Origin of the sequence: Lysinibacillus sp. NPDC098008, assembly GCF_044760715.1 — a bacterium.
Taxonomy (GTDB): domain Bacteria; phylum Bacillota; class Bacilli; order Bacillales_A; family Planococcaceae; genus Lysinibacillus.
The window spans coordinates 1-17,606 of sequence record NZ_JBIWBA010000016.1; the positions used below are offsets into that span (position 1 = coordinate 1).

17 protein-coding genes are annotated in these 17,606 nt (G+C 36.8%); 13 read left to right on the forward strand and 4 right to left on the reverse strand.

All coding sequences use genetic code 11. The annotated features are described in order from the left end of the window. Positions 1 to 159 precede the first annotated feature (159 nt). Both ACIQVU_RS13525 and ACIQVU_RS13530 read left to right on the forward strand, forming a co-directional pair. Positions 160 to 615, forward strand: coding sequence for a hypothetical protein (locus ACIQVU_RS13525; RefSeq protein WP_402895973.1), 456 nt, complete (start codon positions 160 to 162; stop codon positions 613 to 615). Then, the gene (locus ACIQVU_RS13530; RefSeq protein ID WP_402895975.1) at positions 616 to 1,569 is read left to right on the forward strand and encodes a hypothetical protein; all 954 of its coding nucleotides are present in this window, start codon (positions 616 to 618) and stop codon (positions 1,567 to 1,569) included. Positions 1,570 to 2,134: 565 nt separating this feature from the next. Here the strand turns inward: ACIQVU_RS13530 and ACIQVU_RS13535 are convergent. Beyond that, a complete protein-coding gene (locus ACIQVU_RS13535) occupies positions 2,135 to 2,857 on the reverse strand; it encodes a response regulator transcription factor (RefSeq protein WP_340807272.1) in 723 nt (240 codons plus the stop codon). Between the two features lie 124 nt (positions 2,858 to 2,981). Between ACIQVU_RS13535 and ACIQVU_RS13540 the strand changes: the two genes are divergently transcribed. The 8 genes from ACIQVU_RS13540 to ACIQVU_RS13575 all read left to right on the forward strand — a co-directional run bounded on the left by ACIQVU_RS13540 (position 2,982) and on the right by ACIQVU_RS13575 (position 13,262). Then, a complete protein-coding gene (locus tag ACIQVU_RS13540) occupies positions 2,982 to 4,445 on the forward strand; it encodes an amidase (RefSeq protein ID WP_402895978.1) in 1,464 nt (487 codons plus the stop codon). A gap of 120 nt (positions 4,446 to 4,565) precedes the next feature. Continuing rightward, a complete protein-coding gene (locus tag ACIQVU_RS13545) occupies positions 4,566 to 5,819 on the forward strand; it encodes an MFS transporter (protein ID WP_402895980.1) in 1,254 nt (417 codons plus the stop codon). A 216-nt stretch (positions 5,820 to 6,035) separates the two neighbouring features. After that, a complete protein-coding gene (locus tag ACIQVU_RS13550; protein WP_402895982.1) occupies positions 6,036 to 8,237 on the forward strand; it encodes a 5'-nucleotidase C-terminal domain-containing protein in 2,202 nt (733 codons plus the stop codon). Between the two features lie 231 nt (positions 8,238 to 8,468). Next, on the forward strand, positions 8,469 to 9,920 hold the full coding sequence (locus tag ACIQVU_RS13555; protein WP_402895984.1) for a circularly permuted type 2 ATP-grasp protein: 1,452 nt from the start codon (positions 8,469 to 8,471) through the stop codon (positions 9,918 to 9,920). Continuing rightward, a complete protein-coding gene (locus tag ACIQVU_RS13560; protein ID WP_340807264.1) occupies positions 9,913 to 10,860 on the forward strand; it encodes an alpha-E domain-containing protein in 948 nt (315 codons plus the stop codon). Before ACIQVU_RS13555 ends, ACIQVU_RS13560 begins: the two co-directional genes overlap by 8 nt. A gap of 38 nt (positions 10,861 to 10,898) precedes the next feature. Next, positions 10,899 to 11,756 carry a transglutaminase family protein gene (locus ACIQVU_RS13565; RefSeq protein WP_340807262.1) on the forward strand — a complete coding sequence of 286 codons (858 nt, stop codon included), beginning with the start codon at positions 10,899 to 10,901 and terminating at the stop codon, positions 11,754 to 11,756. A gap of 447 nt (positions 11,757 to 12,203) precedes the next feature. After that, the gene (locus tag ACIQVU_RS13570; RefSeq protein ID WP_340807260.1) at positions 12,204 to 12,989 is read left to right on the forward strand and encodes an alpha/beta hydrolase; all 786 of its coding nucleotides are present in this window, start codon (positions 12,204 to 12,206) and stop codon (positions 12,987 to 12,989) included. Positions 12,990 to 13,052: 63 nt separating this feature from the next. Beyond that, entirely contained in the window at positions 13,053 to 13,262 is a 210-nt protein-coding gene (locus ACIQVU_RS13575) for a YdbC family protein (protein WP_340807259.1), read from the forward strand. Between the two features lie 43 nt (positions 13,263 to 13,305). On the opposite strand, the gene ACIQVU_RS13580 is transcribed toward ACIQVU_RS13575, so the two are convergent. Continuing rightward, entirely contained in the window at positions 13,306 to 13,746 is a 441-nt protein-coding gene (locus ACIQVU_RS13580) for a cell wall hydrolase (protein WP_053995061.1), read from the reverse strand. Positions 13,747 to 13,842: 96 nt separating this feature from the next. Continuing rightward, positions 13,843 to 14,394 (reverse strand): ECF transporter S component, encoded by a 552-nt coding sequence (locus tag ACIQVU_RS13585; RefSeq protein ID WP_340807257.1) that lies wholly within the window; start codon positions 14,392 to 14,394, stop codon positions 13,843 to 13,845. A gap of 177 nt (positions 14,395 to 14,571) precedes the next feature. Here ACIQVU_RS13585 and ACIQVU_RS13590 point away from each other — a divergent pair, with 177 nt between their 5' ends. Then, on the forward strand, positions 14,572 to 15,420 hold the full coding sequence (locus tag ACIQVU_RS13590; protein WP_402895988.1) for a pyridoxamine kinase: 849 nt from the start codon (positions 14,572 to 14,574) through the stop codon (positions 15,418 to 15,420). A 144-nt stretch (positions 15,421 to 15,564) separates the two neighbouring features. On the opposite strand, the gene ACIQVU_RS13595 is transcribed toward ACIQVU_RS13590, so the two are convergent. After that, positions 15,565 to 16,116 carry a DinB family protein gene (locus ACIQVU_RS13595; RefSeq protein ID WP_340807255.1) on the reverse strand — a complete coding sequence of 184 codons (552 nt, stop codon included), beginning with the start codon at positions 16,114 to 16,116 and terminating at the stop codon, positions 15,565 to 15,567. A 176-nt stretch (positions 16,117 to 16,292) separates the two neighbouring features. On the opposite strand from ACIQVU_RS13595, the gene ACIQVU_RS13600 reads away from it, so the two are divergent. Together ACIQVU_RS13600 and ACIQVU_RS13605 are read left to right on the forward strand one after the other, a co-directional pair. Continuing rightward, positions 16,293 to 17,213: a DMT family transporter gene (locus ACIQVU_RS13600; protein ID WP_340807253.1), complete on the forward strand. Its 921-nt coding sequence runs from the start codon at positions 16,293 to 16,295 to the stop codon at positions 17,211 to 17,213. 31 nt (positions 17,214 to 17,244) lie between these two features. After that, positions 17,245 to 17,577 (forward strand): CHY zinc finger protein, encoded by a 333-nt coding sequence (locus ACIQVU_RS13605; RefSeq protein WP_340807252.1) that lies wholly within the window; start codon positions 17,245 to 17,247, stop codon positions 17,575 to 17,577. The last annotated feature ends 29 nt before the right edge of the window (positions 17,578 to 17,606 follow it).

Here is a 17,606-nt window from a genome sequence, read left to right on the forward strand (position 1 = left end):
ACCAACCAGTATAAAGGATTTTTTTATGCTTGGAATAGATGACAGAAATTTCAGTTTAATTAAACGCGTTGGATTATTTTAATGCGACGCTAGTGAATAGGTATAAATAATACAAAGGTTTCTTGGTATTTTGATTTAGGGATTTATGTGGCCTTACTGATGCTTTTATTAGTATTTGTATCAGCTGCGTATGAGTGGGTAAGTCAAAAGAGATTTTATTTAGAATCCTATATTTACTACGACAAAAATCATAAACTAGATTCTGTGAAAATCGCACCTAAAGATGAAGTTAAAGTATTTTTATATGTATCGCTAAAGGGTCCGAAGAATAAAATGCCGCAAAAAATTAAAGTATCATATACTGATCAATTGGACTTTCAGATTAAAAAGAGTGATTATATAGGTCCAGATGATACAAACAATTGCTATTTTATTTTTTTAGATAAATTAGTTCCTAATCAAAAAAACGTTGATTTTGAGATTAGTATACCTATAGATGTAGCAAATAGTGATGCAGGTTATGGAGTAACGATTACTCCAGCAATAATAGATGAAAAATTCATTATCCATAAAGTTATGGTGAAGGACTTTAAGTTCAATGTAAAGGAGGAGTAAATGATGGCCTTTTCAAGGTGGACCAACAATACAGAAATGAATTTTACAGAGATAGTTTCTAATATCTTTAACCATGGTGAATGGTTTGAACCGAATATAGATCCATATAATAAAGAAAGTTTACCTTATACAGTAAAATCCGTTTTTACGGAAAATCAAGAAATATTATTGAATGACTCAAAGATATACTATAACAGTTTTATATTTGAATATTCGAGGGTTAGACCAGGGGAAGAAAATAATCCTTTATATGCTAGTAGAATTCAAACTATCTCAAGCTTAGTTATTGTTTACTCAGACGGAAAGGATACGCAATTTATCATTAATAAATCGGGAAATTTAGCTAGAACCGTTTTGAGAAAACTGAATAATCACACTAATAATAATACAGTAAAAGTTAGTCCATATAATATATCGAGAGATTTCTTTGATTGGTTAATCTACATACTTTTAGAAGGTGACATGGCAGTATTAAATGAGGAACCTACAATAGAATTGAAAAAAATTGTAGGGTTTAAAGGAACTACAGATGATGAGGGACAGAAACTTGCTGAAATAATAGGATCTGGCGACAGAATAATGAAAGCTATAAGCACCTTAGCTTTTTTATTAGAAAGTGATGAGGTTGAATATGTTAAGCCGTTATTAGCTTATAATAATGACAAAACTGATCAGGATCATGTTGTGGAGATTTTATTAAGATTAAATGGAACGATTGATTTTAATTTTGAAAAATATACAGGAAGTTTCTTATTTGAGGAAGAATATCGGCTTAAAACGAAATTAATTTTACTTGTAAGTTTAGAGATTATTCCAATGATAATATCTAAATATGGAGAAAGTATAGAGGAAGATGCATGGAATACTGAAATAAAGATTAGTATGTTGGATAGTATAGGGAAGCAAATTTTAAGTAAGGTACAAGAAAAAGTAGAGGTAATCCGTAAAACATGAAAGAAAAAGTTTATCGTAGTTAAAACCGTAGTTAATCAATTTATTGAGAGGCTAAAAACCCCTAGTAATACTGCTATTACAGCAATCTACGGTGGTGTTCCCAAAAGCCCCGCCGTTTCCATACAGCTGAAAAAGAGAGCAAAAAAGACTCCTGTTAAAGAAAACCCTGAACTATCCTGAGAAACTTTAATTTAGCGTTTCACAATAGTTCAGGGTTTAATTTGTTTATTTAAAAACTATTAGGAATTTACAATGTACAAATTAGGTAAGCCAGAATTTCTTTATTCAACGAAAAAATAGTAAGGAGAGTTAGACGGAAAAACTTTGTTTGTAGTCGGAAGCATATAAACGTGCAGGGAAAAATTTAACGTCAAAAAACTTTTAAATTGATAAACGAACTGCATTGAAGGCTATAGAAACAATAAATACTAGCCAGCCGCTATCGGCAAAGTTGATTAAAGAAGTAATTCAGAATGAACAGTGTCTACCTGACTAGACACCTTTAAAACGAATATAGCTATTTTATTTGAGGAAACCCACTCAGTGAATTTGAATACCTAGCAGATCACATATACTTCCAACACCTCGCCAGTAGCTGGGTACGATTGGTTACTTGGAACTTTCTATACAAGTTTTGTAGGTGTTTTTTGATTGTGTTTTCACTGACGAATAGCTGCTGGGCGATTTCAGCATTTTTCAGACCCTTGCAAACAAAATGTAAAACCTCTCTTTCTCGTGCTGTCATTTCCAACAGTATAGAAGGCTGTGAATATTGATGTAAGGCGTACATATTTTCGATACTTTTTTTCAAATATACTAGCCTCATAACATCCTTGGCATTAAATGACTGCTCGCCAATTTTTCTTAAAAAGCCGATAACTGCTACGAGCTTATTGTCTACCTTCAAGTACATTGCCATTTCATCCTTATAACAATTTTCTCTTAAAAACACTTCCTTATAGTGCGTTTGCTTTTGTAAGCACATTGCATCATTTTTATTCATTAGCTGAATGGAAGGCTGTGTATTTATATTTTGAGGATGTAATGGGTCAAAATGTTTATATGTGTGTAAATAATCATTTAGTATATTAAGCTCTATATTAAAATGTACAGGTGCGTTTAATTCGTTGTTTGACATTTCCCAAAATAGCATATGGTGATAGTCGAGATGTTCACTTAATGTCTGCAAAAGCTCACTTTTAAAGCCTTCATTACTTTGCTTTACATTTATGTTTGAAAGATGGTAGCTAGCTTTAAACATTTTATCTATGTCATTTCCACAAAACATACAAGCACCTCATTTCTCTATTAAGCACTTATATTCTGCTTAAAGGAGAATTATCCTTTCGGGTAATATAAAAATTTTAGAATATTCAGTACATTGGAGTTATAAACTTATATGAGGTGATGATATGAATTTACAAGAATATGCGTCCTATGATGGGATTGGATTAGCAGAGCTAGTGAAATCAAAGGAAGTAACACCGCAAGAGTTAAAAGCATTAGCATTAGAAGGCATAAAAAAAGTAAATCCATCTATTAATGCAGTGGTCAGTGTGCTAGAGGAGCAGGCTGATAAAGCAATTGAGCAGGTTGATGAGCATGCTCCATTTGCGGGTGTTCCATTTTTAATTAAAGAGCTTGTGTTACATGCAGAGGGGGTTCCGCATAGTATGGGGAGTCGTCTAGCTGAAAATACAGTGCTACCTGTTGATAGTGAGCTAATGGCTCGTTTTAGAAAAGCAGGTTTGATTTTAGCAGGTACTACGACAACACCTGAGTTTGGCTATAATGCCGCTACTGAAGCAGTTATTTATGGTGCTACGCGTAATCCGTGGAATTTACAGCATAGTCCAGGTGGTTCGAGTGGTGGCTCGGCAGCAGCTGTTGCAAGTGGTATTGTACCAATTGCTCATGCAAATGATGGTGGTGGCTCTATTCGTATTCCTGCATCCTGCAGTGGGTTAGTTGGCTTAAAGCCTACGCGAGGGAGAATTCCAGCTGGTCCATTTAATAGTGAGCCTTTAAATGGTATTGCCATTGAATTCGCTGTGACTCGTACCATTCGTGATACAGCGGTTTTATTAGATCAAGTAGCAGGCCCTGACTTAGGGAGCTATTCTAAATTAGAGGTAACACATGCGCCGTATGGACAGTTAATTCAAGAAAAGGTGCGCCCTTTAAAAATAGCATGGACAACTGAAGCAAATTCTGGCGCATTTGTTGATCCAGAATGTATTGAAGCTGTGCATAAAACTGTTCAGACTTTAAAGGACCTAGGACATGAGGTAGTGGAAGCGCATCCGAAATATGAGCAAGCATCCTTTACAAAGGCAACAGTCGATATTTGGACAGCGAATATTTATCAAATGATTCAGGGGGCAGCAGCGGGAACTGGTAAAGCAGCTTCACCAGAAAATATTGAAGCGGCGATTTGGAAATGCTATGAATATGGCAGTACCTTAAAAGCGGCTGATTTATTAGAGGCTATTCATACAAATGCCGTCGTTTCACGTCAGGTAGCGGGCTTCTTTGAGGACTATGATATTTTAGTAAGCCCAACAATCGGCACACTTCCTGCTAAAATTGGTGAATTAAATGCGAATAACCCTAGTATTTCAGCTGTTGAATGGACAGAGCAAATTTTTACGTATGCGCCGTTTACGAATTTATTTAATGCTACAGGTCAGCCCTCATTATCGCTACCTTTAGCAGAAAGTAAATCAGGGTTACCAATTGGTCTACAAATGACAGCTAAATTTGCAGATGAATTAACGCTATTGCAGCTAGGAAGACAGCTAGAGGAAGCAATGCCTTGGAAGGACCGTCAGCCAGCAGTGCATGTAAGTGTAGAACAGCCTCAGCCAACAGTATAATAAATCATTAACGCACTGAGCCATAGAATAAGTATGGCTTAGTGTGTTTTGAATGCTTGAGTAAAGTAATAGGTTTAAAGTTCATATACATAAAGTAAAAGCTAATAGGAGTAGTGATGATTGGGCAAACAGCATCATAAGTACAGGTGGCTTGTGTTTGTTTCTGTGTTGTTTACGTATTTGATGATGGCGAGTCAACGAACTGCTCCGGGATTAATTACAGATCAATTGATGAAGGATTTCGGTGTGGCGGCATCGACAATTGGGTTATTGACGAGTGTACAATTTTTGGTGTATACGAGCTTGCAAATTCCAATGGGGATTTTAGCGGATCGCTTTGGTCCGAATTTTTTTCTTATCGTTGGTGCTGCTCTTACAGGCTTAGGAACGATTTTTTACAGTCTTGGTACACATGAATTTGTGCTATTTTTTTCGAGGCTGCTGATTGGGATAGGCGATGCGACGATATGGGTGAATATGGTGCTTATTTTGGCACAATGGTTTCAGAAAAAGGAGTTTGTTCGGTTAATTGGCTTTGCAGGTATGACAGGCAGCTTAGGCTTTTTATTAGCAACAGTGCCTTTTGCTACAATGATCCTTTTATTTGGCTGGCGAATAACATTTTTTGCAGCAGGAATTCTATTATGTTTATGTGGTGTGCTGCTGTATGCTGTGCTTGTGAAACATCCAAAACGTATTTTTCCAGAGGAGCCGGTAGCGGTAACAGAGGAGGCACAACGTGAGAAAACGGCTGTTTTATTACGAAGAATCTGTTCAAATCAGCAGGCATGGGCTTTATTTTTTTGCCATTTCGGGGTTGTTGGGGGATATGTTGGCTTTATTAGTTCATGGGCAGTGCCGTATGGGCTGGATATGTATGGGATGACACGGTCAGATGCAAGTCAGTTAATTATGATTGGTCTTATCGGGGCACTGCTTGGCGCTCCTTTAACAAGTGGGATTGCCAGCTGGCTAGCAACGATTAAAAAGCCATATATTGTTGTTCATATTACTGTTTTATTAAGCTGGTTGACGTTTCTATTATGTAAAGGGCAGCCATCATTTTTCTTGCTTGTTGTACTTTTCTTTCTCATTGGCTTTGGCTATGGGGCAAGTGCTTTAACCTTTGCGGCTGTTCGTCAGTCTTTTCCTCTAGCAGAGTCTGGTCTTGTTTCGGGCTTTGCGAATACAGGTGGCTTTTTAAGTGCTGCATTGCTACCAATGATTTTTGGTTATGTGTTGGATATAACTGGACGTTTAGAGGATGGATATTTCTATGGTTTCATTATACCAACCATCTTTTCTGCAATCGGCTTGATTGGTATTATTTGTTTAAGGGAGCAGCGGCAGAAAGCGGAAAATAATAGTCTTTAATAAAAACAATAGGGGGATATTGAAGGAGAGTTAGGCTCTTATTCGATATCCCCCTTCTATGTTGCTATCTAGTAAAAGAAGAATCATGAAAACTTTAGTAAAAAATCCACAACTCTATTACTTTTATGCTATATATTGTCTGGAGATGCGCTATTTTAAATGCTACACTAGTGAAGCAAATCTTAAAATTCAGAATAAGAGGGAGCCGTTTAGGAAATGAACAGATTGAAAAAAAGTATATCCATACTTAGTATAGTGGTCTTGGTTCTTGCAGCAGGTGCTTTCTTTAGCCAAACAGCTGTAAATGCACAAGAGGAGGAGCAGGATATTCATGTTACACTTCTTGCTACATCAGATATTCATGGGCGCTCTATGCCATGGGATTATGCGACGGATGGACCGAATTTAACAGGAAGCTTAACGCAGCTATATACAATTATTAAAGCTATTCGTCAAGATAATCCAAATACAATTTTATTGGAGAATGGTGATTTAATACAGGATAATTCGGCTGAATTGTTCAATGATCAACCAAAATCGCCAATGCTAGCTGCCGTAAATGAAATGGGCTATGAGGCTTGGACATATGGCAATCATGAGTTTAATTTCGGCTTGGATGTATTGGATAAGGTTTCAAGTCAATTTAATGGGGCAAGACTTGCTGGTAATGTATATAAAGAAAATGGAGAGCGGTATTTACCTGCATACACAATTATTGAACGTGAGGGTGTTAAAATTGGCGTTATTGGGATGGTAACACCGCTTATTACAGAGTATGAAAAGGGTACAAATCATTTAGACGGATTGGTTGTTAAAAATCCAATAGAAGAAACGAAAAAAGCAGTAAAAGAATTAGAGGGTCAAGTAGATGTAATGATTGGTCTTATGCATATGGGCTTGGAAAATGAAAATGGTGTTCCAGGAACGGGTGTTAAGGAAATGGCAAATGAAATTCCAGAGCTAGCAGCTATTTTTGCAGGTCATAATCATGTGCTTATTAATAAGGAAGACGTGAATGGGGTTCTTATTACAGAGCCTAATAAATATGGCTCACATATTTCACGTATTGATTTAACATTTGCTCATCAAGGGGAGCAAATAACATTAAAGGAAAAAGATGCGTCTACAATTCCAGTTAAAAATGAGGATGGAACTTTTGTTGAATCTGATAAGGAGCTAGAGGAGCTATTAAAGCCATATCATGAATTTGCACGTGCAGATGCAAATATTGAGGTGGCACAGCTAAAAGGAACAGACCTTGTGCCAGAAAATGAAATTAAAGGTATTCCCTCTGTACACATTCAAGAAACACCTTTATCAGACTTCTTCCATGAGGTAATGCTTCATTATAGTAATGCAGATGTAGTTGCACATCAGATTGATAATGATAAAGCAGCATTAGATATAGGTCCGATTAAGAAAAAGGATATTGCCTATAATTATCAATTTGCTGGTGGCGAAGTATCTGTTTATGAAGTAACAGGTCAAGATTTAAAGGATTATATGGAGTGGGCTGTTGATTATTTCAATAGCACTCGTGATGGGGATGTAACAGTAAGCTTTAATCCAACACGACGCGCCTCTAAATATAGCACAAATGATTATTTCGGTAATGTTAAATATGATATCGATTTAACAGAGCAATATGGTAATCGCATTAAAAATCTTCGTAAATTAGATGGCACACCAATTCACATGGATGACCAATTAAAGCTAGGCATGAACGCCTATCGTATGGATTTCCTTGTATCAAAGGGTCAAGCACTTGAAGGGCGTACATTTAATATGATTTGGTCTTCGAAAGAAGAAAGTGCTTACGGGGAAACAGGAGGCACAATCCGTAATTTAGCAATTCGCTATTTGCAAGAGGAAATGAATGGCGTGTATGAGCCTGTTACCCAAAATAACTGGAAAATTATTGGCGTCGATACAAAATCGCCTGCTCGTGCCGCTGTTGTGGAGCTAGTGAATAAAGGTATTTTAGACATTCCTACATCAGAGGATGGTAAGTATACAAATATCGCTTCGATTAATGTCAAAGATGCTATAACGAAAGAAGAAGTTGAAGCATTAGCAGCAAAGGCGGAAGTAGGTGCAAGTCAATTTGCTAAAGTGAAAACAACAGGAGAGTTTTATCAGAAGCTTGTCAAGGTGTTAAATACTCCTAAGGATAAGGAAGAGAAGCCAGCACCAGATAAATCAAAGCCTGTTGTAACACAACCAGAATTACCGAAAGGCATTGTGACTGCGTATCACTTAAATGTTCGTTCAAAGCCATCGAATGCTGGAAAAGTATATGGTACACTTGCCAAAAATACAGAAATAACAATTTTAGGTAAAGAGCAGGGCTGGTATAAAATCTCGTATAAAAATAAAACAGGTTATGTTTATAGTCGTTATGTAAAAATTAAAAAGTAAGTAAGAAGAAAAGAAGCAATCCTATACGGCACTTAAAAATTAGCATAAAATAACTAATTTTTAAGATGCGGTGTCGTAGGTTGCTTCTTTTTATTTTTGATAGAGTATTCATTTAAGAATATAAATCCTATAGGGCAATTCGTTGAATTGCGAAAATTCAGAAAATAAAGGAATTTTGTTAGAAGATGTCGTATTTTAACTAATATAGATATATATTGGAGGGATTTTATTATGTGGAAATTATATGAATCTGGTGTATTTTATGATGAAATGCTAGATGGGAGCAAACCTCAAAAGCATTATCAAACGTTCTATCAAAAACTGCAAGCATTTTCCGAGCAACAGCTATATGATAAGCATCATGCAGCACAATCCAGCTTCTTAAGACAAGGAATTACATTTACTGTATATGGAGCAGAAGGTGGAACAGAACGCACCATGCCATTTGATTTTATTCCGATAATTATTCCAGAAGATACATGGAAAATGATTGAGAGTGGTATGAAGCAGCGAGTCAAGGCATTAAATTATTTTTTACATGATGTTTACCATGAGCAAGAAATTGTCCAGGCAGGCATTGTTCCGAAAACGCTTATTGAGAATAATCCATACTACTATAAGCAGGTTGTTGGTACAAATATCCCGCTACAAAACCATATCTTTCTTGCTGGTATTGATTTAATTCGAGATGAAAATGGCAAGTATTGTGTGCTTGAAGACAATTTACGCAATCCCTCAGGTATGAGTTATGTCTATCAGAACCGCTATGTGATGCGTAAAATTTACCCTGAATTTTTTGATGATTATGCTATTGCGCGATTGGAGGGGCAATTGCAGCACCTACAGGAGGCAGTGCTTTCACATCGTCCGATAAATATGCCCGTGGATGAAGAGGTGCATGCGGTTTTATTAACGGCAGGTATTTATAATTCTGCCTACTATGACCATGTATTTTTAGCAAAGCATTTGAATATTCCGCTTGTAGAAGGACGCGACTTAGTAGTGAAGGAGAATGTTGTTTATTTAAAAACGATTCTCGGTCTTAAACGAGTAGATGTGATTTATCGACGGATTGATGATGATTTTCTTGATCCTGTTCATTTTAGAGAAGACTCTATGCTTGGTGTACCACATTTACTAGATGCTTATAATAAGGGCAATGTGGCGATTTTAAATGCAATTGGTAATGGTGTTGCAGATGATAAGGCGATGTATCAATATGTACCAGAAATGATTCGCTTTTATTTGGAAGAGGAACCTATTATTGATAATGTGAAGACATATTTACTTGAAGATGATGCTACAAGAGAATGGGTGCTAGCACATTTAGAGGAGCTTGTGGTGAAAAATGTGGGTGCATCTGGTGGCTATGATATGTTAATTGGACCACATTCTACGGAGGAGGAGCGGCAAATCTTCTATGAAAAAATAGTAGAGTCACCACATCAATATATTGCACAGCCAACGATTAAATTATCACGTGCTCCTGCATTTCAAAATGGACAGTTTTATCCATGTCATGTGGATTTGCGTGTCTTTGTGATGAGTGGTGAGGACATATATGTGCTGCCAGGAGGGTTGTCGCGTGTGGCTTTAAAAGAAGGTTCGCTTGTTGTGAATTCCTCTCAAGGTGGAGGCGGTAAAGATACGTGGATTGTGAAGGGAGTTGGTGAACATGCTTAGTCGTGTAGCGGATTCATTGTATTGGATTGGACGTTATGCTGAACGTACACAAGCAAATGCTCATATTTTATATGCACAATTAGAGTATACACTAGAGTCAAATCATAAGGATTCGGTGTATGAAAAGGAATCACTTATTGTGCCTACAATTTGTGGATATATTGAAGATTATCAAATACGTTATCCACAAAATACTTTAGAGGATATGATGCATTATTTAATCTATGATCGCGATAATTTAAATTCGCTAATAGCTACCATTACGAGTGTGCGCATGAATGCACGTAACACAAGGGATTGTTTGCCGAATGAGCTGTGGGAGGAATGGAATGACTTGTATTTAGACATTCAAGAGGGTGCATATCCAGAAACATCTACATTGCTCAATACGACAAATTTTTTAACACATATTCGGAAAACGGCTTTGACAGCAACAGGCGTTATTGATTCATTGATGACTAGAGATATGGGCTATAAATTTTTAAAGATTGGTAAATGGCTGGAACGTTCTGAGAAAACAGCATTAATTTTGCATCATTTATTAGAAATAGAAGGTGAATTAGAGCCAGATCGTGCTATACGATTAGGCTTACAGCTTACGAATACTGCTGAGGAATATGCATATCGTTCTCGTGTGTTAACAGTAGACAGTGTGTCGAATTTTTTAATTAGTGATGTAAAATGTTCTCGCTCTGTGGCGTATGGGCTATATAAAATTCGAGATACAGTGTATGATATAGAACAGGGATTAACAAATCAAAATGTAGAAAATATGTATCGTGCGTTAGATGAATTGATTGCTTTGACAAATGTTGATATGGCGACGTTAACGTTAGCAGAGCAGAAGCAGAGGGTAAAAGCTATTCGACAAAATTGTACAAATTTCGGTCCTATTCTAGCACAAGCCTATTATTTAACACCACCTATTCTGGCTGTGTAAAGCATGCAACACGCTACGTATACAAAAGGAGAAAACGTATGAAGTACCATATCACACACAGCAATATTTTTCTCTACGAAAGCGAAGTGGAACAATCACTGAATACAATACGTTTAAAGCCTAGAGCGGGCGAATGTCAGCGTGTTTTATCGTATAATTTAAATATTTCACCACAGTCAATGATAAAGGAATATATGGATATTTGGCTAAATAATGTTGGCAGCTTTTTTATTGCAGAACCGCATAAGGAGCTTGTCATTACTGCAACTTCTACAGTGAGTGTGCAAAAAGCGCCATATGTTTATCAAATTAACTTTTCAGAAGAAATGCGTAATATTTTTAAATCACAGCTATTTAAAAGTCATTATTTACCTTATTTGAATACATCGAAGCTGACATCACTACGTGAAGAGCAAATTCAGGAGATTTTAACGGCTATTGGAGGCCAAAGGGACAATCCATTAAAACTAGCATGCGATGTGATGACGTACTTATACTATGCGATTAAGTACGATCCACATGCAACAACAGTGAACACAACAGCTACAGAGGCATTTGAGTTGAAGGCTGGTGTGTGTCAGGATTATACACATATTATGCTAGGAGTATTGCGTTATTGTGGTATTCCAGCACGCTATATAAGTGGTTATTTATATGTTGGTAAAGATGATGACCTTATTGGGGATACGGCGACACATGCTTGGGTAGAAATTATGGTACCTGGTATCGGGTGGATAGGGCTTGATCCAACAAATAATGTAGAGGTGCTAGATAATCATATTATTTTATGTGTGGGACGTGATTATCGAGATGTAAGCCCTGTCGAAGGTGTTTACCAAGGAGGGGCACACGCATTAACCGTCAAAGTGGATGTGACAAAAATTGAGCATTTATAAGATGTGAAGTTTAACTCTATGAAATTTAATAAGATAATATAAGGTTAGCATAAAAGGATGCTAGCCAATAGAAAACCCGAATGATATTACCAAATGCTCATCTAGCGTTTTGTAATAGTTCGGGTTTTCTTGTTCTATTATTTTGTTAATTTGAGAATGATACGGCTTTTATAATGGACAAATGAGTTATGTCTCAGCTTTTCATGGCATGACTAAGTATGAATGGGACTGTTTGAAAAAGTGAATAAGAAATCATGGATTAAAAACGAAATGTTAATAAAGTTTATACTACTATATTTTCAGTGTTAAAAATATAGCTACTTTAATGATACATACATGAAGGTTGTTGAAAGATAAAAATTTCACCTTCATTTTCATGATAAAGTATACTATCATTATAAATGATATTGATTATCGTTATCAATTTGAAAGGATGGAGAAAGACAAATGATTTCAATTAAATATGAAAAAATTAATCAGTATGATGTTTCAATCGTCTTACCATCGGGCTATGATCCAGCAAAGAAGTATCGTACCATTTATATGCATGATGGTGGGAATGGTGCTATACAGGCGATGAACTATATTGATCATTTAATCATTACAGCGCAAATTGAGCCACTGATTATTATTGGTATTGTACCAATTGATCGGAATAATGATTATACACCATGGGAAGCGCCGTCTCTTATGCCAAATACATCTAATTTAGGTGGGCAGGTGAAAAATTATTTGGATACGATTGTGAACCAAATAAAGCCGTATATAGATACGCACTATGCTACAAATTCTGCACCTTCCTATACAGCTATTGCAGGATGCTCCTTTGGTGGGCTTGCTTCGATCTTTGCTTCATATTATTATCCAGAAGTATTTCATCAATATATTGTGTTATCCGCTTCTTTTTGGTATGAGGATGTTCTACAGTATATGCGAGGAGAGGAAGTAAAACGTCAAGGGAATACCTATATAAAGCCAACTGTCAATCGTCAAAATCATCAATTGTATTTATATGTGGGAGAGTTAGAAGGCATTCATAGAGATAACATTCAAAAGAATATGGTGGAGGCTACGAAAAAAGCTTATCAAGAATTAACAAAGGAGGACTATTTGGAAGGAAATCTATTATTTGAATTAAATCCTGAAGGCACACATGATGTATGTTTCTTTAGTCAGCACTTTATTCGTGCGCTTCTTTGGTTATATGCTATAGGCATGCATCAAGAAGATTGATTTCACTATTTGTCATATAAGCTGTTATGATAACATATATGAAAACAACTAATGGAGGCTATTATGGCAGAGATCAAATACGAAATTGTCGAGCATATTGGCGTGCTCTCAGAATCAGCAAAGGGCTGGAAAAAGGAGCTAAATCGTATTAGCTGGAATGGGCATGCACCGAAATATGATATTCGCGAATGGGCGCCAAATCGTGAGAAAATGGGCAAGGGTGTAACATTGTCTGACGATGAGGTACAGGCTTTAAAAGCACTATTAAAGTAAGCGAAAAGAGAGCATCCATCTATCGGATGTTCTCTTTTCACTGTTACCCCATATAAACACTTTCACACGTTCCAGCGGCAGGCTCATAAAAGCAATGATTTTTAAATTGCCCTGTAAATGGCTGGCCATACCATGTTGGCGGGCATGGTGCATACGGATTGAAATACCAAAGTGCATATTTTGCTGGATGCTCTCTCCAAAAATCCAAGTTTTGCTTTGCTAGCTTTTTTTCAGATGATCGAGCCCGCTGGTAAAATAAATTGCCCTTTTGAACGGCTTCAAAGGAATAATTATTACCTTGTACTTGAAAAATTACTTGCTCAATAGTTCTCACATCATTGAAATCTAAACAGTCCGCAATAGCACGATTGACGATAACATTACCGACGTATAGCATTCCTTGATTTCCTTCAGCCTCAGCCTCGGCTCTCATCATTCGTGCCATTAAGGCAATATCAGCATCACGATATTTTACTCTTGGCATATTACCACCTCCACCATATAGTATGAAAATGGACAGAACTCATGTCACTAATAAGCAAATAAAAACATGCCACCTTACTAGAGATGGCATGCTTTCTTAAAAGTTTCTTTTAAAGTATGGTGTTTTTTTCAGTACAATACATACAGGAATGGCAATGATTAAGCCAACAATATTTTGAATAATATCTCCAGGAATCGATGCCAATGGTGCAATCCAGCTATTGAACATAATAGCTTGCCCAACATAGTAAACCGCAATCATCATAGGCATTGATACTACTGCTCCTAAAATATTTAGCCCGATATTATCACCTTTATAGCCTTTAGACCAAGCGATTTTACCAACGATAAAGCCTTGTAATGCACGTGAAATAATAGTAGTTGGTGCCCAAATGAGCCAGCCGCCTACAATATCAAATAAGCCCATCCCGATAGCGCCAGCAAGTGCACCTTTTTTAGGTCCGAATAAAATAGCAGAAATAAACAGCATGGATGTTCCTAAGTGGATAAGTCCACCTTGCCCGAATGGAAGCTTGAGATTAATAAACATTGTGGCAACAAAAACAAGTGCCGCTAAAATAGCTGTAATAACTAAGTCAAATGTTTTTGTTCGAGGTTTTGTATAAGAATATCTTTGGATACTGTGCATTTTTCTCTTCCTCACGATCATGAATAGTTTGTGGTTTTTACTTTAGCAAAGGACTGACTGTTGTAAAAGTGTCAATTTTATAAAAAAGTAAGGGGTCAGATGAATATTATTTTCGCAATTATGTAATTGTGATACGATGAGGATAGTATATATAGGATGAGTTAGGTGGAATGGAGAATGAAAAAAGTTGCGGTGATTCAGGATATGTCATCGTTTGGCAAGTGCTCATTAACGGCTGCAATACCTGTTCTATCTGTAATGGGGGTTCAGGCAGTACCTTTGCCAACAGCGATTTTAACAGCACAAACGGGATATGCTAGCTTTTATTGTGAGGATTTAACATCAAAGATGGACTACTTTGTGGAGGAATGGAGTAAGCTTGGAGCAGCCTTCGATGGCATTCATACAGGCTTTGTTACAGGCAAGGAGCAAATTGATAATATTTTTCATTTTTTAGATAGATTTCATACAAAAGAAACCACGCTGCTTGTTGATCCAGTAATGGGCGACCATGGTGAGGTTTATAAAATGTTTACAGGTGAGCTGCTTGATCGTATGGGGGCGCTGGTGAAAAGTGCTGATCTGATTACCCCAAATGTAACGGAGTGCTGTTTGCTTACAGGAGTGTCCTATGATAAGCTACAGCATTATCAAAATAAAACGGATTATATGCAGGCGCTTGAGGAGGCAGGGCAGCAGCTCCAGCAGGCAACGGGTGCAAAGGTGCTGATTACTGGCTTGCATCCACCAGCAACAGCTATCAATAAACATTATGTAGGTAATATGTATATTGATGAAAGTCGTTCGTTTTCTAGTATGCGTGACTACAATGGTCAAAGCTATTCAGGCACAGGCGATTTATTTGCATCTATTATTATGGGTGGAATGATGCGTGGACAGGATTTAGTGGAGTCCATGAAGCTTGCAGAAGCATTTTTAGCTACGGCTATTGAAGCCACAGTAAAGGAACAAATACCGAGCGAGGCAGGCGTGCATTTTGAAAAATTTTTACATATGCTGCTGTAGTAAGAATGAAACGGCAATTATTCATATGTTACATGACTGAAAGGAATAAAAAATTATTGCACCTGAAGGACGAGGGCGCAATGTGAAATGAAAAAGCAGATAGAAGCCAGCTTTGTTGTCTTTGCACACAAAGCTGGCTTTAAGTTATTTAATAGGAGATAACGATTTTTCCATAATGTTAAAATGATGCTGCTCATGAATAGCGAGCAATTGGATCGCTTGAATAAGATTTGGATAATGTGCGACAGGGTCTGGAAAGCGAATATGTCCAGCAATATCCTCTTCAATATCTTTCACCAGCTTTTGCAATGTCAAGGTTTCATGAACAAGTTTGTGTTCAATATCACAACCGCTAAGCACAAAGCATATCTTTTTAGGAGGTAGTAATATTTTAGGGGCTGGCATACCTTTTCCTTTTTTTAATGGATATGCTGCATAAATATCATGTATTTCTGTCGCGAAGGGTTTGTTTCTTTGTATTTTGGCAATAGGTGTGAAAAATAAAGTGTACTTCGTTACGACATTCAGCATTTTAAAAATTAAATAAAGATGATAAAAATGCTCACCAATAGACCATTTGTTTTCATATGGGCGATGCCATAGCTCTTCCTGCGAAAGTGTGCGAATAGCTGGCAGGTAGCGAGTCCGTTGCTCCTCCAATAGGAGGAAATACTTAGCTATACTATGGGATTTCATAAGTTTTTGACTCCTTTATTGATGCCATTATAAAGATGATACATTAGCACTTTTGATTGCGCTTGATAATTTAATCATACACTAAAAAATTTGTAAAATTCACATAGTTTTATGGTATTATAGTTGGAATTCATAAAAATAAGCTGACATAAAAAGCTAGGGAAAGGCGGGGTTCAATGGAAACGGTAATTATTCATAAACGTAATGTCTATATGGTAGGTGTAGCTAGCTTATTACTGTCAGCGATTTTAACATCTATTAGTCAGGTTTATTATTCAAATCGTGTACAGGCAGTGCATCCATTTTTGTTTACAGGCATTAGCTTTTTTATCACCACGGTATTTTTTCAGCTTATTGCAAGTAAACAAAAGATAACAGCTAATTGGCAGACAGCAAGAATGCCGTTATTGAAGCTTAATGGTGCTTCGATTTTAGCCTTTATGGGATTTTACTTTGCACTGAAGTATATTGAGCCAGCAATTGTTAGCTCATTGGAGATGGGACTGGGACCGTTATTTGCACTTGTGCTAGCCATTCAGCAAAAGAGGCATGTGTTAAAAGCACAATGGGGTATTGCATTTGGTATATTTGCAGCAAGCTTATTATTGATTGGCGCTATTTTTACAGGAAAATCTGCCGTACAAACATGGGATCAATCGAGTATTTTAGGGGTTGGCGCAAGTATATTATGCGGTCTTGGTGCTGTGCTATGTACAGTCTATTCTAAACAGCTAAGTCAGCTAGGATGGACAAGCTCGATGATTTTATCGAAAAGGTTTTACGGTATTATCGGGCTATCCTTTGTTGCAACATATGATGTGCTGTTCGCCTATTTATTCGAAAATATTGGTTGGATTTTATTGATGACTGTGATAGGTGTATTAATACCAATGTATCTGTTACAAAAAGGAATTCAATATTGTGAGGTTTTTTTAGTGATGATGTCGCTATGCTTTATTCCTGTCTTCACCTTCTTTTTCCAGCTTTTTGATCCAAGATTGCAATGGTCAACGATTACATTGATAGGTGTGCTATTACTTTTAATTTTTGGTATTTTAAGTGTTATAGTGGAACAGAAAAATCGGAATGCTGCTTAGTTAGAGCATTCTTCAAGGGAGGAGGTAAGTGATGGAAAAGCTTCATGTTGCGATTGACGATGAAGGGCGTTGTCAACATTATCATCAACAAAATGATACAACGCTTATCAAGTTCAAGTGCTGTGATCAATATTATCCTTGCTATAAATGTCATAGCGAGCATGAATCCCACACTGCACAAGTATGGCAAAAGGAAGAGTTTCATAAAAAAGCTATTCTTTGTGGGGTATGTAGAAATGAACTAACGATCCATGACTATTTACAGCATGCCACATGTCTACACTGCCATACAGAGTTTAATCCAAATTGTGCAAAGCATTATCATATTTATTTTGAGATGGATCAAACGAGCTGTTCTCAATAAATTATGGCTAGGAAATGAACGCTCATAAA

Bases quoted from the DNA above. Each gene is read 5' to 3' on its own strand.
- ACIQVU_RS13605 (WP_340807252.1), top strand. From the start codon at position 17,245: ATGGAAAAGCTTCATGTTGCGATTGACGATGAAGGGCGTTGTCAACAT.
- ACIQVU_RS13570 (WP_340807260.1), top strand. From the start codon at position 12,204: ATGATTTCAATTAAATATGAAAAAATTAATCAGTATGATGTTTCAATC.
- ACIQVU_RS13595 (WP_340807255.1), bottom strand. From the start codon at position 16,116: ATGAAATCCCATAGTATAGCTAAGTATTTCCTCCTATTGGAGGAGCAA.
- ACIQVU_RS13550 (WP_402895982.1), top strand. From the start codon at position 6,036: ATGAACAGATTGAAAAAAAGTATATCCATACTTAGTATAGTGGTCTTG.
- ACIQVU_RS13540 (WP_402895978.1), top strand. From the start codon at position 2,982: ATGAATTTACAAGAATATGCGTCCTATGATGGGATTGGATTAGCAGAG.
- ACIQVU_RS13590 (WP_402895988.1), top strand. From the start codon at position 14,572: ATGAAAAAAGTTGCGGTGATTCAGGATATGTCATCGTTTGGCAAGTGC.
- ACIQVU_RS13555 (WP_402895984.1), top strand. From the start codon at position 8,469: ATGTGGAAATTATATGAATCTGGTGTATTTTATGATGAAATGCTAGAT.
- ACIQVU_RS13600 (WP_340807253.1), top strand. From the start codon at position 16,293: ATGGAAACGGTAATTATTCATAAACGTAATGTCTATATGGTAGGTGTA.
- ACIQVU_RS13530 (WP_402895975.1), top strand. From the start codon at position 616: ATGATGGCCTTTTCAAGGTGGACCAACAATACAGAAATGAATTTTACA.
- ACIQVU_RS13535 (WP_340807272.1), bottom strand. From the start codon at position 2,857: ATGTTTTGTGGAAATGACATAGATAAAATGTTTAAAGCTAGCTACCAT.
- ACIQVU_RS13560 (WP_340807264.1), top strand. From the start codon at position 9,913: ATGCTTAGTCGTGTAGCGGATTCATTGTATTGGATTGGACGTTATGCT.
- ACIQVU_RS13575 (WP_340807259.1), top strand. From the start codon at position 13,053: ATGGCAGAGATCAAATACGAAATTGTCGAGCATATTGGCGTGCTCTCA.
- ACIQVU_RS13580 (WP_053995061.1), bottom strand. From the start codon at position 13,746: ATGCCAAGAGTAAAATATCGTGATGCTGATATTGCCTTAATGGCACGA.
- ACIQVU_RS13525 (WP_402895973.1), top strand. From the start codon at position 160: ATGCTTTTATTAGTATTTGTATCAGCTGCGTATGAGTGGGTAAGTCAA.
- ACIQVU_RS13565 (WP_340807262.1), top strand. From the start codon at position 10,899: ATGAAGTACCATATCACACACAGCAATATTTTTCTCTACGAAAGCGAA.
- ACIQVU_RS13585 (WP_340807257.1), bottom strand. From the start codon at position 14,394: ATGCACAGTATCCAAAGATATTCTTATACAAAACCTCGAACAAAAACA.